This window comes from Comamonas kerstersii, assembly GCF_002056725.1.
In the GTDB taxonomy this organism is placed as follows: domain Bacteria; phylum Pseudomonadota; class Gammaproteobacteria; order Burkholderiales; family Burkholderiaceae_C; genus Comamonas; species Comamonas kerstersii.
Genome location: NZ_CP020121.1, coordinates 1,198,354 through 1,213,650, shown reverse-complemented (window position 1 = coordinate 1,213,650; position 15,297 = coordinate 1,198,354). Strand labels below are relative to the sequence as shown.

Here is a 15,297-nt window from a genome sequence, read left to right as displayed (position 1 = left end):
GTTTTTTCGAAAGTCTGCCCATGCGTAATCCCCTGCCACGCCATATCGCCCTGCCTGGAACCAGCAACTTCCGCGACCTGGGTGGCTACACCGGCGCACAGGGCCGCAGCGTACGCTGGCGCACGGTGTTTCGCTCAGACCATCTGGCCGGTCTGACGCCAGAAGGCGTGCAGCAGCTGCAGCAGCTGGGTGTACACCGCGCCGCCGACTTTCGCGGTGTGCAGGAACGCGCTGCCGACAGCTACGCCTGGCCCCACCTGCAGGTGCATGCGCTGAGCGTAGAGCCCACCGTGGTGCAAAAAGCCATGGGCATGCTCAATGCTGGCGGGCAGCTGAGCGTGGAAGACACTGTGGCCATCATGGAGCAGACCTACCGCAGCTTTGTGCGCGACAACGCCACACACTTTGCGAACTTCTTCGATCTGCTGCTGCAGTCTGACCAGCCCCTGGTGTTCCACTGCACCGCAGGCAAGGACCGCACCGGCTGGGCCGCAGCTCTGTTTCTGGAAGTGCTGGGGGTGAGCCGCAGCGACATTCAGCAGGACTATCTGCTGACCAACCAGTTCTACCAGCGCCCTGCGGCCCTGCGGGCACGTGCGGCGCAGTCCATCCCGCAGGAAGTGCTGGACGTGGTGTGGCGTGTACAGCCCGCGTTTCTGGACAGTGCCTACAGCATGGTGAACCAGGAATACGGTGGCATGCAGACCTATCTGCGCGAAGTGCTGCAGCTGGACGATGCCGCCCAGCACGAGCTGCAGCAGCGCTATCTGCAAGCGGAATAAGCGTGCTCCGGGGTGGACGCCAAGGCTGTGACAGCTGCTCACAACACGTGTTTGGACCTTGCGCTAAACTGAAAAAATAAAGAGCACGCAGCGCTTGCTGCATCTACGCAAAAAGCGTTTTCGCCATCAATTCCACTGCCTGTGAGCGCTCCGCAGGCAAACCCTATCCCTGTCATGTTTCGCCGTCGTTTTCTGCTGGCCGCCGCCGCTGCCAGCACCCTGTGGATCAGTGCCTGCTCGCAGGCTGTGCCAACCCAAATCAGCGTGACGCAGGTACAGCTAGATCAGGGCCTGAGCCACCATTTCCCCAGACAGTACCCAGTAGCCGGTCTGCTGCAGCTGCAGGTCGCGCAGCCCCAGCTGCAGATGCTGCCCGCCAGCAACCAGATCCAGACCATGCTGACCATACAGCTCACCGGCCCGGTGCTGCGCCAGCCGCTGCAGGGGCAGCTGCAGGTGCGCTTTGGCCTGTACTACGAACCGCGTGACCGCAGCGTGCGTGCCGAGCGGGTCGAGGTGCAGGAGCTGGCGCTGACGGGGGCGGATCCTGCGCTGGCAGACATGGTCAAGACCTATGACCTGCGCGTGGCGCAGCAGGCACTGCAGGGCTTTGCGCTGTACACCGTCCCTGCAGAAGATCTGGAGCTGGCCGACAGCCTGGGCCTGCAGCCCGGTGCCATCACGGTGACCGAGCAGGGACTGAACGTGGCCATCGTGAACAAAGACGGCACGCCCCCCGCACCCTGAGGCGCTGCGCGGGTGACAGCCCAGGCTCAGCCTTCCCCTGTAAGATGAAAACGTCTTCCTGCATGGCCCGGCAAGGGCTGCGCAGGCTTGTTTTCTTCAGGTCTGAGGCGCACGTATGCAGCATGAGCACGCACATCCCATCACCCGCAAATGGCCCGCCCAGTTTCCGGACTGGCTGCAGCTGTACTCCCTGCCCACACCGAACGGCATCAAGGTGTCCGTCATGCTGGAGGAAGCTGGCATTCCCTACGAAGCACATCGCGTAGACATCCACGCCAACGAGCAGTTTTCGCCCGAGTTCCTCGCGCTCAACCCGAACAACAAAATCCCCGCCATCCTCGATCCACACGGCCCCGGCGGTCAGCCGCTGGCGCTGTTTGAATCGGGTGCCATCCTCATCTATCTGGCAGAAAAATCCGGCCAGCTGCTGCCCATGGATGCCGTGCAGCACTACGAAACCCTGCAATGGCTGATGTGGCAGATGGGAGGTGCAGGCCCCATGTTCGGCCAGGTCGGCTTTTTCCACCGCTATGGCGGCAAGGACTTTGAAGACAAGCGCCCGCTGCAGCGCTATGTGAATGAAGCCAAGCGCCTGCTCGGTGTGCTGGACCAGCGACTGGCAGGCCGCCAATGGATCATGGGCGATGACTACACCATTGCCGACATTGCCGTGCTGCCCTGGGTGCGCTGCCTGCATGTGAACTACGAGGCCGACGCACTGCTGGATCTGGCGAGCTTTCGCAACGTGCAGCGCGTACTGGCCAGCTGGCTGGAGCGCCCTGCGGTGCAGCGCGGATTAGACATGCCGCCAGCACCAAAGCCACGCTGACAGACTGCACTGTCTTGCCACTGGAACGCTCTGTTGCAGCTTCAGGGGCTTGGTAAGGCATCCATCCGGCCTTATCTTTGAAGCATTGCAACGCTGCAAGTTGTTCGCCATGGGGGTGAACATGGCAGCACCAACTGGAGAGCGACGCCATGTCTGCATCCCCCATCATCCAATCGCTGCCACTGGGCGCTCGCTGGCCCTGTATTGACCCCTTCCTGTTCTGCGCCCACCACAACGACGCCTACCCCGCAGGGGATGGCCAGCTGGGCGTGCAGGCCGTGGAGCTGGAGGACCGCCCCATGGGCAGCGACTTCAGCAACAAGGACGGTTTCTCGATGTACCACGGCGAGCACGTGCCCGGCTTCCCGGGTCACCCCCACCGTGGCTTTGAGACCGTGACCCTGGTGCGCAAGGGACTGATCGACCATGCAGACTCCCTGGGCGCTGCCGCACGCTTTGGCGGTGGTGATGTGCAGTGGGCCACGGCCGGTGCCGGCATCATGCACAGCGAGATGTTTCCGCTGCTCAACACCGACCAGCCCAATCCGCTGGAGCTGTTCCAGATCTGGCTGAACCTGCCTGCCAGCCACAAGATGGTCAAGCCCCACTTCACCATGCTGTGGAACGAGCGCATTCCGCGCCTGCACCACACCGATGAAGGCGGCAAGCAGACCACGGTGACCGTGATCGCCGGTGCGCTGGAAGGCGCCGATGCGCCCCTGCCTGCACCACCCGAGTCCTGGGCTTCGCAGGAGGGCGCAGACCTGGCCATCTGGACCATCAACCTGGAACCCGGCGCACGCTGGACCCTGCCTGCAGCCAAGGGTGCAGAAACCCGCCGCATGCTCTACTGGTTTGTGGGCAACCGCCTGCAGCTGGCCGGGCAGGCGCTGGATGCCCACGCCGCGCTGCAGGTGGAAGCGGGACGTGCGCTGGAGCTGGTCAACACCGGCAGCGAGACGGCGGAACTGGTGCTGCTGCAGGGCAAGCCCATCCGTGAGCCTGTGGTGCAGTACGGCCCCTTCGTGATGAACACGCAGCAGGAAATCGTGCAGGCCATGCAGGACTTCCGCCGCACGCAGTTTGGCGGCTGGCCCTGGGACAGCCATGCCCCGGTGCACGGTGCGCAGCCCCGCCGCTTTGCCCGCCACCCCGGTGCGAGCGAAGACGAAGTGCCACAGGCCTGAGCCTGAGACTGAGGCAACGCACCCATGTGCTGCAAGGTTGGCAGCGCATGGGTGACAATGCCACGCATCCCAACCATGGCGGCCTGGCCGCCATTTTTCCTGGCAACGCACATGAACATCACCAAAGACACAGCAGTTACGCTGAACTACAAGATCCACGAAATCCTCAAGGGCGGCATTGCCGGCCCATTGCTGGACAAGGGCGATGTGGCCTATCTGCACGGTGGCTACCAGAACATCTTTGAAAAGGTGGAAGCTGCGCTGGAAGGCAAGGCCGTGGGCGATACGCTGACCATCGACCTGAGCGTGGAAGAAGGCTTTGGCGAGCGCGACGAAAGCCTGATGCGCAACATCCCCAAGGGTGAATTTCCTCCCGGGGTCAAGGTGGGCGGCCAACTGCGCGGCACCAACGACCAGGGCCTGCCCCAGATCTACAACGTGGTGAAGATCAAGGGCCCCGTGGTGATTCTGGACGGCAACCATCCGCTGGCTGGCAAGCCCCTGCGCTTTAGCTGCAAGGTCACGGAAGTGCGTGCCGCTGAGCCTGTGGAAATTGAACACCGCCACGTGCATGGCGGCCACGGCCACCACCATTGATGGCAGACCTGTCGCAGCAAGGCTGATGCAGCCTTGCTGCACACAAAGAAAAACCGCCAAAAGGCGGTTTTTCTCTTTAAAAGATAGCTGTTTGCGCTGAATTTATAAGCTTTTGCAAGCTATTTCATGCTGAAAGCTTGAACTATCCAGCGCTGGCAGCTTTTGTTTTTAGAGCATCAAGTCTGCAGCAGTGGCTGATGCTCCATGCGCTGGCCATCTTGCTCCATGCGGAAGAAAGACACGGCCTGCACCAGCTCCTGCCCCTGCTGCTTGAGGCTGTGGGCAGCGGCAGACATTTCCTCCACCAGCGCAGCGTTTTGCTGGGTGGCCTGGTCCATCTGCTGCACGGCTTCACCCACCTGTGCCACGCCGTTGGCCTGCTCTTCGCTGGCACCGCTGATGGCGGCGACGATGCTGTTGACCTTCTCGATGGCCTGCACCACTTCCACCATGGTCTCGCCGGCCTGGTGGGCCAGCGTATTGCCTTCGCCTACGCGAGCGACGCTGGTTGCAATCAGCTGCTTGATCTCCTTGGCCGCCTCCGCGCTGCGGCCTGCCAGCGCACGCACCTCACCGGCCACCACGGCAAAGCCACGGCCCTGCTCACCGGCACGTGCGGCCTCGACCGCAGCGTTCAGCGCCAGGATATTGGTCTGGAAGGCAATGCCATCAATCACGCCAATGATGTCGGCAATCTTGCGGCTGCTTTCGTGAATGCCGTGCATGGTCTGTACCACGCGCTCGACCACCTCACCGCCCTGCACAGCCACTTCGCGGGCGGAATACGCCTGCTGGCTGGCTTCGCGTGCGTTGTCGGCGTTGTTGCGCACGGTGGCGCTGAGCTCTTCCATGGAGGCCGCCGTTTCCTCCAGCGCGCTGGCCTGGTTTTCCGTGCGGCTGGACAGGTTCAGATTGGCCTGTGCAATCTCGGAGCTGGCCGCGGCCACGCTGTCTGCACCGCTGCGCACCTGCGCCACCATGGGGCGCAGACGGGCACGCATTTGCTGCTGGGCATCGAGCAGCTGGTTCACTTCATTCGTGCCCACTGGTACGTCAGCGCCGCTCAGATCGCCCTGGGCCACTGCCTGCGCCAGCTGCACCGCATGCTGCAACGGCACGAGCATGGAGCGCACAAACAGGGCTGCCAGGGCAATCGAGGCCGCAAGGGCCAGGCCCATCACCACCAGCAGCATGATCAGCTGGTTGCGGTACTGGCGCGCCTCTGCTTGCAGTTGATCGCTCAGCAGCTGCGTGCCCTGCACCGTGATGTCGTTGACGGCGTCAATGGCACGGGTCAGGCTGTCAAAAAACTGGGGGGCGGGCAGTGTCAGGCTGCTGGCTTCGATGAGTTCCTCATTGGCCAGCTTCAGGCCGCTGGCGGTCAGGCTGACCACGTTCTGGGCAGGCGCAGACAGCGCATCGCGATAGCTTGCATTGGCCTGCATGCCGCGCTGCAGCGAGCGGCCAGAGGCGTCCAGCAGTTCCGCCACACGGCGCTGCAGCGCACGCAGCGTGCCCCGGCTTTCTGGGGGCAATTCTTGCTGGGCCAGAAAGCCTGCGCCCTGGCCACGCAGCAGGCCCAGGTTTTCACTCAGCAGCGGTGCCTGAGACAGCAGGGCCTGCATCAGCGCCTGGCTGTCTGCACGGGGCGTCACATTCAGGCGGTAGTGGTGCATCAGGGTTTCATTGAGCTGCAGCAGCTGGTTCACCAGCTGGGTGTGCTGGGCCATGCTCTGGGTCGCGGTGATCGTGCGGCCAGACACGGCGGACTCCAGCTGCTGCCAGGTACGCACCAGCTGTTGCAGCTGCTGGGTGATGTCCTGAGGCGCATCGGCCTGCTGCAGTTCTTGCTGGGCCTTGGCCAGCAGACTGCTGACGGCATCACGCAGGGCAGGGCGGCGCTGGGCCATGGTGGCATCCCCGCCGAGCATGCCAGCCGTAGTGCCACGGTGGGCCTGCAGGCGCTGCACGGCCGCATTGACAGCCATGATGGGCGGCATGCCCTGTGCTTCACGTTCGGCCTGCTGCATGGCCTGAACCAGGGTGTTCACATAGAGGCTCAACGGCAGCAGCACCATCAGAAGTGCAATACAGCCAAGGATCAGAAAGTTGTGGGAGAGACGAATGCGTTGCAGCCAGGAAGACATAAAAAAGAGGCAGCCATTTGTGACCAAAAGTTATCTGTTGAGAAGTATCGGCACTTCCCTACAGAACATGTAACTATCTGTTCAAGTGCAAGCGATTACCCGCATAGGTATTGATATGCATCAACCGTGCCCGGATGGCTGATAAAAACACCACGCCTGTCAGGGCGGTGTATGGTCAGAGGCTGTCACGAGGAGTGAAACGAATATGAGCGAAGCAATCTGGGATGTGATCGTGGTCGGTGCAGGCATGGCTGGTGCATCCGTTGGCTGGCAGCTGGCACAGGCCGGCAGACAGGTACTGGTGCTGGAGCGCGAAAGCCAGCCCGGCTACCACACCACAGGCCGCTCGGCAGCGCTGTTTGAAGAGCATTACGGCCCCTTGCAGGTGCAGGCGCTCACGCGTGCCAGCCGGGCGTTTTACGAGCAGCCCCCCGCTGGCTTTACGGACTACCCCATCCTGCATCCACGCGGTGTGATGTATGTAGGCACGGCTGCGCAGAAAGCGCTGATCGATGCCGCCTATGCCGAAGCCGTCAAACACTCGCCCGATGCCCAGCGCCTGGACGGCGATGCACTGCGTGCGCTGGTGCCCGTGCTCAATGACAGCATCGTGGATGGCTTTGTGGACGATGGCGCACGCGATATTGACGTGCACGCCCTGCACCAGGGCTTTTTGCGCGGCATGCGCCAAGCCGGTGGTCAGCTGTGGTGCAACGCCGAAGTCAGTGCACTGGCGCTGGACGGAGCCCGCCGCACCTGGACGGTGACGCTGGCCGATGGCCGCACGGCACAGGCCCGCACCCTGGTCAACGCAGCCGGGGCCTGGGCGGACCACATCGGTGAACTGGCCGGGGCACGCGCCATGGGCCTGGTGCCTGCTCGCCGCAGTGCATTCACCTTCCCCGTGCCTGAGGGGCTGGATGCCACGCACTGGCCTGCCGTCATCAGCGCCGACGAGCGCTTTTACTTCAAACCCGATGCAGGGCAGCTGCTGGGCTCTCCCGCCAATGCCGATGCCACCTATCCGCACGATGTGCAGCCTGAGGAAGAAGACATCGCCACCGGCATCTGGAACATTGAGCAGGCCACCACGCTGAGCATCCGCCGCCCCTCACACACCTGGGCCGGGCTGCGCTCCTTTGTGGCCGATGGCGAAATGGTGATTGGCTGGGACAGCCATGTGCCAGAGTTCTTCTGGGTGGCAGCGCAGGGCGGCTACGGCATACAGAGCGCTGCTGGCTACAGCCTGCTGGCGCGCAATCTGCTGCTGGCAGAGCCTGTCGATGAACAGCTGCTGCGCCAGGGGGTGCAGACCGAGCTGCTGGCCCCGGCACGCCTGCAAAAGTAAGCGCCTGCAGGCGGTGCATGCCCACAACCTTTTGCAACATTCCGAGCCACATTCCGACACACAGGCGCTGCCTGCTGGAGTAGCCTGTGGGAGTCCATGACTCTTCGAAGGATTCCTCCATGCGCATACACCGCCACCTTATCGCCGCCCTCGCACTTTCCAGCATCAGCTGGGCCGCGCAGGCCGACAGCCCCGCTCAGTGGCAGACCCTGACCCGCGATGTCCAGATCAGTCTGGAGCAGGCCATTCAGAACGCCACCAAGACTGTGCCCGGCAAGGCGCTGGAAGTGGAACTCGACGACGGCAAGGGAACAGGCGTGCGCTATGAAGTGCAGGTGCTGACCCCTGCGGGTGACAGCGTGGAAGTCTGGGTCAATGCCGCCGATGGCCAGGCCCGCCTGCATGCCAATGATGGTCCTGCCAAGCGCAAGGATGCGCAGCGTGCCGAGCAGGCTAAGATCGACATGTCCAAGGCCATTCAGGCCGCTACAGCCCACACACCGGGCAAGGCCGTAAAGGCGGAGCTCGACAACCACTGGGGCACGGTCACCTACCAGGTCGATGTGCTGCAGCCTGATTTCACTGTCATGGAAATCAAGGTCGATGCAGCCAATGGTCAGGTGCTGCGTGCCAAGAAAGACTAGGAATTCATCATGCGTAAAGGGCAGGTTTTTGTGATCGCCATCCTCACAGCCATTCTTGGCTTTGGCGGTGGCTATTTTTTCTACGCCAACACCGTGGCACGCTATGACGCCATCAGCAGCGTCTGCGTCGCCATGCAGCAGGCCGTAGACAACCAGATGCTCACCACCACACAGGTCCATACACTGGGCATGCTCACGGGCAGCACGCTCAAGCGCCAGTACAGCGCGGTGGCTGACAAGCTGAGCATCCCTCCGGAAGGCGCACGCAATGCGTCGGCGCAGTCCATCTGCAGCCAGTTTCTGGTGGGTGTACACCAATCACCCTGACCCCATACGCCTCACTTTCCTCACAAGCCTGCGCAGCATGCGCAGGCTTTTTTTATGCGCTGCACCAGCGACTGCATCGCTCGCTATAGTGCGCTGCCGCGTGGCCCTGCCACACCCACCTCACACTTTCAAAACCATAGCTTTCAGCGCTTGATATTCCTTGAATTTCAAGGCATTTATATTGAAAACCCTTGTCAAACAAGCGCAAGAAGCTATCTTTTTTTATGAGCACCCACACCCTGGCTGCTTTGCATTTCTGATGAAACCCGCCATCCGCATCGTAGACGTGGACCGTCTCGAAACCTGGAGCAAATACAAACCCGGCATGTGTGACACCTGCGGGGCCAACTGCTGCACCATGCCGCTGGAAGTGCAGCTGTCCGATCTGGTGCGCCTGGGTCTGGTGGACCCGTTTGAAGTCGACCATGTGGACCACAAGCTGATCGCCAAGCGCCTGCTCAAGGCCAAGCTGATCGACCACTACAACCCCAAGCACAATATCTTCACCATGGCCCGCCGCGCCAGCGGCGACTGCAATTTTCTGGATGCACAGACACGCCGCTGCACGGTCTACGAAAAGCGCCCGGAAACCTGCCGTCTGCACCCCAAGAAAGGCCCCAAGCCCGGCTGGTGTGCCTATGGTGACAGGCGTATGCGCTAAACCTTCGGCCTTCCCATGAACACCTTGTTCCTCGCTACAGGCTGTCTGCTCAATCCACAGCACCAGCTGCTGGTCGTGCGCAAGCGCGGCAGCCGAATCTGGATGCTGCCCGGCGGCAAGATCGACGGTGCAGAAACAGCCCCACAGGCACTGCAGCGCGAGCTGCTCGAAGAACTGCAGTGGGATGCCTCCTGCACCCCATGGCAGGCGCTGGGCCAGTTCAGCCACCGCGCCGCCAATGAAGCCAACACCCAGGTACAGGCCCAGGTGTTTTACGCATCGCTGGCACACACGCCTGATGTGCAGATTGCTGCGGAAATTGAAGCCATGCAGTGGTGGCCCATCGATGCTCCCATGGACGAGTACTTTGCGCCCCTGCTGCGCGAGATGGTGCTGCCAGCACTCAGGGCTGCACTGCAGCCACAGGCCTGAAGCAGGCACAAAAAAAGCAGCCTTGCGGCTGCTTTCTTTTTACGCTGTGCCTAAAGACTGCGTCAGTCTTCCGTCTGCACATTGACCACGGTGGGGTCTGGCAGTCGGGTGGCCTGGATCTTGTCAATGATCTTGCCGTCCATATCGACCACTTCAAACTGCCAGGAGTCCCAGACCACCTTGTCAGTCACCGAGGGCAGCTTGCCGGTCAGCAGCATCATCATGCCGCTGAGTGTCTGGTAGCGGCCCTTTTCTTCCTCAGGGACGTGCTTCAGGCCCAGGCGGTCCTTCAGTTCGACGATTGGAATATGACCGTCCAGCAGCCAGCTGCCGTCTTCACGCTGGATGGCCCAGGCATCGCTCGGGTCTTCGCTCACGAATTCACCGGTAATGGCTTCCATCAAGTCATGCAGCGTCACCAGACCCTGCACCGCGCCGTATTCATCAATCACAAAGGCCATGCGTGCGCCGGTGTTCTTGAAGTTTTCCAGCAGCTCCATGCCGGTAATGGTTTCCGGAATGTACAGCGGCTTTTCCAGCGCATCGCCTGCATGGCGCAGATCACGCTGACCGTTGAGCGCCAGCATCATCCACTGGCGGGCCGTGATCACACCAATCATGTCTTCCAGGCTGCCGTCCACCACGGGGAAGCGCTGGTGGTCATATTCCTCAATGGTGGCCAGCTGCTCTTCGTAGCTGGCGCTGACGTCCAGACACACCACATCGGAGCGCGGCACCATCAGCGACGAAATCTGACGGTCATCCAGACGGAACACGTTGCACACCATGGTGTGCTCGCTCTGCTCGATGGCGCCGGAGCTGGTGCCTTCTGCCAGAACGGCGTGGATTTCATCTTCGGTGACGGTGGCTTCCTTGCTCTCCTTCACGCCCAGCAGCTTCAGCAGGCCTTGCGTGGAGACTGTGAGCAGCAGCACAAAGGGCTTGGTGACCTTGGCCAGGAAGTTGATGGGGCGAGCCACCAGGCGGGCAATCATTTCCGGATTGGCCTGGCCCAGACGCTTGGGTACCAGTTCACCCACCACGATCGACAGATAGGTAACCACCACCACCACGATGATCATGGCCAGCGTATCTGCGGCAGCCATGCTCAGGCCAAAGGTTTCCAGCCAGTCGGAGAAGGGACCAGCCAGAGCGGCCTCACCAAAAATACCGCTGAGCACACCAATGGAGGTGATGCCAATCTGGATGGTGGAGAGAAAGCGCGTAGGGTCTTCGCCGAGCTGGAGCGCTGCAGCTGCGGCGGTATCGCCCTCATCAATCAACTTCTGTAGCCTTGCCTTGCGTGCTGTGACCAGCGCGATTTCAGACATGGCGAAAACGCCGTTCAACATGATGAGGGCGATAAGTATAGGAATTTCCATGGTGTGTTGAGCGTCCTTTCAAACTCGCTCTATCTATGTATGACAAACAGTTCCAGGTTAATGGATAAACCCGAAGTACAGGCCAGCCAGGATGGCAAAACCTAACAACACTCGGTAAATCACGAATACGCCAAAGCCCTTGCTGGAGATGAGGCGCATGAACCATACGATGACAGCATAGCCTACGACAAAAGCCACAGCTGTTGCAGCCAGTGTCATCCCCCACTGCTCGCCTGTCATGGGCTCACGCTTGAAAAACAGCATATAGAAACCAGACAGCAGCACCGCAGGAATGGCCAGCAGGAAGGAAAAGCGTGCAGCCGCCTCACGCGTCATGCCCAGCAGCAGGCCTGCAGTAATCGTGCCACCCGAGCGCGACACCCCGGGAATCAGCGCCATGGCCTGGGCAAAGCCCAGCAAGATGCCGTCCTTCCAGCCCAGATGACCAATCTGACGCGTCTGTGCACCACGCTTTTCCGCCCAGCCCAGAATCAGGCCAAAGACGATCAGCATGACAGCAGTCAGCGCCAGTGTGCGGAAGGTGGTTTCAATCCAGTCGCGTAAGAGCAGACCCAATACGCAGATGGGGATGGTGCCCAGGATCACCAGCCAGGCCAGCTTGGCATCCGGGTGCAAAGCCTCACCAGGCTTGCGGCTGCCAATGACCGGCAGGCTGGCAAACCAGGCAGTGAGCATGCGCATCACATCCTTGCGGAAATAAATCAGCACCGCCAGCTCTGTGCCCAGCTGCGTGATGGCCGTGAACGCGGCGCCGGGGTCAGAGCCACCGGGCAGCAGAGGGCCAAGAATGCGCAGGTGTGCGCTGGAGGAGATGGGCAAAAACTCTGTCAGTCCCTGGATCAGTCCCAGAACCAGGGCATCCAGCCAGCCAAAAGTGGAGTGCATAAACGTCTGTGCTACGTAGCGTCAAAAAGCAGCCCCGCAGTGTAGCGCCAGCCCCTGAGCACCATGTATCACACGCAGACAGCCCATGTTTGCGGCAGATTTGGACCAAAAACTCATCACGCCGGAAGCAACGCCTTGCCAGATCCATATTTTTTTATACAAACATGAATCCCACAGGATGCATCGAGTAATAAAAATTACAATAAAAGCTCCTCTTGGTGACGCGTACACAAAAGCCACTGAGCGGCCTCATATTCCTTTACAGAATGCTTTCCTGGTGCATTGTTATTTTTTTCTCACAGCTACGGCTTGCTCAGCAAGCCTGGCTTCAGGATCTTGAAGCCATGTGTACACCATCCAGATGCAGGCATGGGCTTTACATCTTACACACTGACTGTGGATAACTTCCTTTGAAAAATTCTGGATAACTTCACATGCATGAAAACGCAAAAGCTCCAGCTTATCCACAGCATGTCTGTATCCAGACTTGTGGATGGTTGATAGATGATTGAAAAAGATTTTTCAATCATCTCATCCAACAACCACATCCTATTTCCACAACATTTCTCACAGTATTGACCACAAGATAGCGGTACGAAACCGTAGCTGCACAGCAAAAAAATCCACAACCTATAATGAATTTTCCACAGCATTGTGTCTCCATGAAAAATCGTTTTCAGACCCCTGTATTGCCGGCTGTTTGTGCTGTATTTTCAGCAATGGTTGGTGAGCTGAAGATAAATAAAACAATGGATGACATGCTGCTTCTGTGTATTGAAAACAATTTTTCAGCCGTCTGAGACGCAGACTGCTGCCTGATTTCCCCGTTATGAGCCAAGAAAAATGGGCCGAGCTGGCCCTGGAATCCTTTGATGCTGTGGTTGCCTCCATCCCGGGGTTTCGCGTTCGCGAAGGTCAGCGAAAAATGGCTGCCCAGGTGGCACAGACGCTGGCTGCCGCACAGCTGGGCAAGCAGGAAGACGGGGCTCCAGAGCCTCAAAAATCGATTGCCGTAGTGCAGGCAGGCACGGGCGTGGGCAAGTCGCTGGCGTATTCCGCACCCGCAATTGCCATGGCCTTGATGCGCGGCACACGGGTGCTGATTTCCACGGCCACGGTGGCTTTGCAGGAGCAACTGGTCAACAAGGATCTGCCAGCCCTGGCCCAGCAGATGCCCATGCCTTTCAAATTTGCGCTGGCCAAGGGGCGTGGCCGCTTTGTCTGCAAGCTCAAGCTCGAGCGCCTGGCCAGCTCAGGTGAAAACAGCGAGGAAGTGGACGACTTGTTTGCCGAAGAAGCCGCCGAGCAGCGCCGTGCACGCCCACAGGCAGAAAAAGAAGCGCGCATGCAGTTCTATGCCTCCATGGCCGATGCGCTGGCAGCCGGAGAGTGGAATGGCGACCGCGACAGCCTGCCCAACCCACCGGAAGCGGAAGCCTGGAGCCCCGTGGCTGCAGAAGGCAGCTCCTGCACCGGCAAGCACTGCCCGGTGTTCAATGACTGCACGTATTACGAGCGCCGCAAGGAGATGGTGGCCGCACAAGTTATTGTTGCCAATCATGATTTGCTGCTTTCCAGCCTGGGCGCACGCCTGCTGCCAGACCTGAATGACAGCCTGCTCATCCTCGACGAAGCCCACCACCTGCCGCAGACAGCCCTGTCGCAATTTGCCTGCGAGATGGACATGAGCCGCCTGCAGTGGATTGATAAGCTGGCCAGCCGTGCACTGCGCGTGGGCCAGCTGCTCGATCTGGACGAAATTGCCGATCTGGCGGGCTACAGCAGCGGTCTGCGCGAGCATCTGACTGAGCTGGCCCGCCTTGTCATGGAGGTTTATGGCGAGCAGCTCAAGGGCCAGAAAGACAGCTGGGGGCCAGCGCGGGTGCGCGTGCCGCGTGGTGATCTGCCAGCGCCCCTGCTGGAGCCGCTGGCCCAGGTCATGCACCACGCCAGCGGCTTTCTGGACGTGCTGCGCGCCATTGCCAAGGGGCTCAAGGCCGAGATCAAGGACAAGCCTGATGAAGCCCAGCGCCTGTCACAGCTGTACGCCCAGGTCGGCACACTGGCGCCACGCCTGGAAGCCGTGCATGACTGCGCCCAACTGCTGAGCCAGCAGCCCGAGGTACGTGAAGACGGCACAGAAACCGTGCCCAATGCCAAGTGGTTCACGCTGGAAGTCGAGGGCGACTACATCGTCGTCAAGGGCCATGCCAGCCCCATCCTGCCCGGAGCCACGCTGCGCCACCATCTGTGGAGCCAGGTGCGCGGCGCCGTGCTGACCAGCGCCACCCTCACCAGCTGCGGCAGCTTTGACTTCTTTCTGCGTGAAGCGGGATTGCACAACGATGCCGCTGTACAGACCCTGGAAGTGGCCAGCCCCTTTGACTATGCCGCCCAGGGCACGCTGATTGCCCACCAGACCCGCACAGACCCACGCGAGGCTGCGGCATTCACGCGTGAAATGGTCGAGCGGCTGATGCACGACATCAGCCATGTTGAAGCCGGTGCACTGGTGCTGTTTACCTCCCGCGAACAGATGCGCCTGGCCGTGGATGCACTGCCATCGTCCATGCGCAACCAGGTGCTGGTGCAGACCGCCATGCCACGCGCCGTGCTGCTGGCCGAGCACCGCCAGCGTGTGGAGCAGGGACTGCCGTCCATCATCTTTGGCATGCAGTCCTTTGGTGAAGGTCTGGATCTGCCGGGCGCACTGTGCGAGTCGCTGTTCATCACCAAGCTGCCGTTTGCACCGCCAGATGACCCCGTGGGCGAGGCACGTGCGGAATGGCTGCGCAGCAGTGGCCGCAATCCGTTCAATGAACTGGTCGTGCCCGCCACCGCCATCCGCCTGGCGCAATGGGTAGGGCGCGCCATCCGAACCGAAGAGGATCAGGCCCATGTGTACTGCTATGACCGACGTCTGGTCGCCACCAGCTATGGCACGCAATTGCTCAAAGGACTGCCCCCATTCAGCCTTGAAAAGCGCAATGCATAAGCGTTGCATGCACTCCGGGCGCAGATTTCACGCGTGATGACACCCCTTTTTGCAAAATGGATTTATAACAAGGAAAAACGAATCGTCGGCACAAAAGCAGGGTTAACCCTGTATCAACACAAATCATTTTTTTGTTTCGGTAAGAACAGAAATTGATGAAACTGTTAGTGCTTACTCAAAGCTCCAGCACGAGCCGACAAGGAGTGATGCCGGCAAATATGATGACGTTTGTCCATGCAAGGCCGCTGTTTCTGCAGATCGGAAAAAGAACTTCCATCTGCGCCAGAAACAGCGGCTTTTGCGTGGGCTCTTA

15 protein-coding genes are annotated in these 15,297 nt (G+C 60.4%); 12 read left to right on the top strand and 3 right to left on the bottom strand.

The window, feature by feature from the left end; all coding sequences use genetic code 11:
• Window positions 1–20: 20 nt before the first annotated feature.
• The 5 genes from B5M06_RS05705 (at window position 21) to B5M06_RS05685 (ending at window position 4,142) form a co-directional block, all read left to right on the top strand.
• Entirely contained in the window at window positions 21–782 is a 762-nt protein-coding gene (locus B5M06_RS05705; RefSeq protein WP_240184005.1) for a tyrosine-protein phosphatase, read from the top strand.
• Between the two features lie 174 nt (window positions 783–956).
• The gene (locus B5M06_RS05700) at window positions 957–1,529 is read left to right on the top strand and encodes a hypothetical protein (protein WP_054067144.1); all 573 of its coding nucleotides are present in this window, start codon (window positions 957–959) and stop codon (window positions 1,527–1,529) included.
• A gap of 115 nt (window positions 1,530–1,644) precedes the next feature.
• A complete protein-coding gene (locus B5M06_RS05695; RefSeq protein ID WP_054067145.1) occupies window positions 1,645–2,358 on the top strand; it encodes a glutathione S-transferase N-terminal domain-containing protein in 714 nt (237 codons plus the stop codon).
• 149 nt (window positions 2,359–2,507) lie between these two features.
• Complete coding sequence (locus B5M06_RS05690; RefSeq protein WP_054067146.1) at window positions 2,508–3,545, top strand: pirin family protein; 1,038 nt, start codon at window positions 2,508–2,510, stop codon at window positions 3,543–3,545.
• 111 nt (window positions 3,546–3,656) lie between these two features.
• On the top strand, window positions 3,657–4,142 hold the full coding sequence (locus B5M06_RS05685; protein ID WP_054067159.1) for an FKBP-type peptidyl-prolyl cis-trans isomerase: 486 nt from the start codon (window positions 3,657–3,659) through the stop codon (window positions 4,140–4,142).
• Window positions 4,143–4,318: 176 nt separating this feature from the next.
• Here B5M06_RS05685 and B5M06_RS05680 read toward each other — a convergent pair whose 3' ends face one another.
• Window positions 4,319–6,289, bottom strand: coding sequence for a methyl-accepting chemotaxis protein (locus tag B5M06_RS05680; protein ID WP_054067147.1), 1,971 nt, complete (start codon window positions 6,287–6,289; stop codon window positions 4,319–4,321).
• Window positions 6,290–6,494: 205 nt separating this feature from the next.
• Here B5M06_RS05680 and B5M06_RS05675 point away from each other — a divergent pair, with 205 nt between their 5' ends.
• The 5 genes from B5M06_RS05675 to B5M06_RS05655 all read left to right on the top strand — a co-directional run bounded on the left by B5M06_RS05675 (window position 6,495) and on the right by B5M06_RS05655 (window position 9,701).
• Window positions 6,495–7,637, top strand: coding sequence for an NAD(P)/FAD-dependent oxidoreductase (locus tag B5M06_RS05675; RefSeq protein ID WP_054067148.1), 1,143 nt, complete (start codon window positions 6,495–6,497; stop codon window positions 7,635–7,637).
• Window positions 7,638–7,756: 119 nt separating this feature from the next.
• Complete coding sequence (locus B5M06_RS05670) at window positions 7,757–8,281, top strand: PepSY domain-containing protein (RefSeq protein WP_054067149.1); 525 nt, start codon at window positions 7,757–7,759, stop codon at window positions 8,279–8,281.
• 9 nt (window positions 8,282–8,290) lie between these two features.
• The gene (locus B5M06_RS05665) at window positions 8,291–8,608 is read left to right on the top strand and encodes a hypothetical protein (RefSeq protein ID WP_054067150.1); all 318 of its coding nucleotides are present in this window, start codon (window positions 8,291–8,293) and stop codon (window positions 8,606–8,608) included.
• Window positions 8,609–8,867: 259 nt separating this feature from the next.
• Window positions 8,868–9,269 (top strand): YkgJ family cysteine cluster protein, encoded by a 402-nt coding sequence (locus tag B5M06_RS05660; protein WP_054067160.1) that lies wholly within the window; start codon window positions 8,868–8,870, stop codon window positions 9,267–9,269.
• Window positions 9,270–9,284: 15 nt separating this feature from the next.
• Entirely contained in the window at window positions 9,285–9,701 is a 417-nt protein-coding gene (locus B5M06_RS05655) for an NUDIX hydrolase (protein ID WP_054067151.1), read from the top strand.
• Between the two features lie 62 nt (window positions 9,702–9,763).
• Here the strand turns inward: B5M06_RS05655 and B5M06_RS05650 are convergent, their stop codons facing one another.
• Complete coding sequence (locus tag B5M06_RS05650; RefSeq protein WP_054067152.1) at window positions 9,764–11,083, bottom strand: hemolysin family protein; 1,320 nt, start codon at window positions 11,081–11,083, stop codon at window positions 9,764–9,766.
• A gap of 57 nt (window positions 11,084–11,140) precedes the next feature.
• Entirely contained in the window at window positions 11,141–11,989 is an 849-nt protein-coding gene (locus B5M06_RS05645) for an undecaprenyl-diphosphate phosphatase (RefSeq protein WP_054067153.1), read from the bottom strand.
• A gap of 662 nt (window positions 11,990–12,651) precedes the next feature.
• Here B5M06_RS05645 and B5M06_RS16970 point away from each other — a divergent pair.
• Together B5M06_RS16970 and dinG are read left to right on the top strand one after the other, a co-directional pair.
• Window positions 12,652–12,789, top strand: a complete 138-nt coding sequence (locus B5M06_RS16970) for a hypothetical protein (protein ID WP_162781724.1) — start codon at window positions 12,652–12,654, stop codon at window positions 12,787–12,789.
• Between the two features lie 29 nt (window positions 12,790–12,818).
• Entirely contained in the window at window positions 12,819–14,984 is a 2,166-nt protein-coding gene (gene dinG, locus B5M06_RS05640; RefSeq protein ID WP_080025178.1) for an ATP-dependent DNA helicase DinG, read from the top strand.
• Window positions 14,985–15,297 lie beyond the last annotated feature (313 nt).

Excerpts from the sequence above, each read along its gene's own strand:
- B5M06_RS05690 (WP_054067146.1), top strand. The coding sequence starts at position 2,508 with ATGTCTGCATCCCCCATCATCCAATCGCTGCCACTGGGCGCTCGCTGG.
- B5M06_RS16970 (WP_162781724.1), top strand. The coding sequence starts at position 12,652 with ATGAAAAATCGTTTTCAGACCCCTGTATTGCCGGCTGTTTGTGCTGTA.
- B5M06_RS05675 (WP_054067148.1), top strand. The coding sequence starts at position 6,495 with ATGAGCGAAGCAATCTGGGATGTGATCGTGGTCGGTGCAGGCATGGCT.
- B5M06_RS05645 (WP_054067153.1), bottom strand. The coding sequence starts at position 11,989 with ATGCACTCCACTTTTGGCTGGCTGGATGCCCTGGTTCTGGGACTGATC.
- B5M06_RS05695 (WP_054067145.1), top strand. The coding sequence starts at position 1,645 with ATGCAGCATGAGCACGCACATCCCATCACCCGCAAATGGCCCGCCCAG.
- B5M06_RS05655 (WP_054067151.1), top strand. The coding sequence starts at position 9,285 with ATGAACACCTTGTTCCTCGCTACAGGCTGTCTGCTCAATCCACAGCAC.
- B5M06_RS05680 (WP_054067147.1), bottom strand. The coding sequence starts at position 6,289 with ATGTCTTCCTGGCTGCAACGCATTCGTCTCTCCCACAACTTTCTGATC.
- B5M06_RS05650 (WP_054067152.1), bottom strand. The coding sequence starts at position 11,083 with ATGGAAATTCCTATACTTATCGCCCTCATCATGTTGAACGGCGTTTTC.
- B5M06_RS05700 (WP_054067144.1), top strand. The coding sequence starts at position 957 with ATGTTTCGCCGTCGTTTTCTGCTGGCCGCCGCCGCTGCCAGCACCCTG.
- B5M06_RS05670 (WP_054067149.1), top strand. The coding sequence starts at position 7,757 with ATGCGCATACACCGCCACCTTATCGCCGCCCTCGCACTTTCCAGCATC.
- B5M06_RS05665 (WP_054067150.1), top strand. The coding sequence starts at position 8,291 with ATGCGTAAAGGGCAGGTTTTTGTGATCGCCATCCTCACAGCCATTCTT.
- B5M06_RS05685 (WP_054067159.1), top strand. The coding sequence starts at position 3,657 with ATGAACATCACCAAAGACACAGCAGTTACGCTGAACTACAAGATCCAC.
- dinG (WP_080025178.1), top strand. The coding sequence starts at position 12,819 with ATGAGCCAAGAAAAATGGGCCGAGCTGGCCCTGGAATCCTTTGATGCT.
- B5M06_RS05660 (WP_054067160.1), top strand. The coding sequence starts at position 8,868 with ATGAAACCCGCCATCCGCATCGTAGACGTGGACCGTCTCGAAACCTGG.
- B5M06_RS05705 (WP_240184005.1), top strand. The coding sequence starts at position 21 with ATGCGTAATCCCCTGCCACGCCATATCGCCCTGCCTGGAACCAGCAAC.